Source organism: Cupriavidus sp. SIMBA_020 (assembly GCF_046535395.1).
GTDB classification, from domain to species: Bacteria; Pseudomonadota; Gammaproteobacteria; order Burkholderiales; family Burkholderiaceae; genus Cupriavidus; species Cupriavidus campinensis.
Window position 1 is genome coordinate 1 of sequence record NZ_JAWRWU010000624.1, and the last position, 270, is coordinate 270.

1 protein-coding gene is annotated in these 270 nt (G+C 55.6%); it reads left to right on the forward strand.

Translation table 11 applies throughout. The features are described from left to right. Nucleotides 1–53 precede the first annotated feature (53 nt). Nucleotides 54–270, forward strand: a 217-nt coding sequence (locus tag SB751_RS30790) for a hypothetical protein (protein WP_410749124.1), incomplete at its 3' end; no start/stop codon positions are given.

The window sequence follows — 270 nt, forward strand, 5'->3', positions numbered from 1 at the left end:
CGGGCCATCACCTTATTTTCCCGAAAATAAAGACGGTGTTCGGATCGCGTTGGATGCTTCCTCCGAGCGTCGTACCAGGTGACTTTTGCTCTGTCAGTGATGGCCTCCCCCCTCAACGAGAAGACGGCCTCTCGTTCAAAGCTCTCCTTTCCGAATATCTGCTCGAGCTGCGCGACACCGTTGAACTCGTGCTGATGGGACTTCCGCGGGTCAGCTTCGGTTGCCGAGAGCAGCTTGATACAGGCGCTCCTCAAGACAATTGGTCTATCG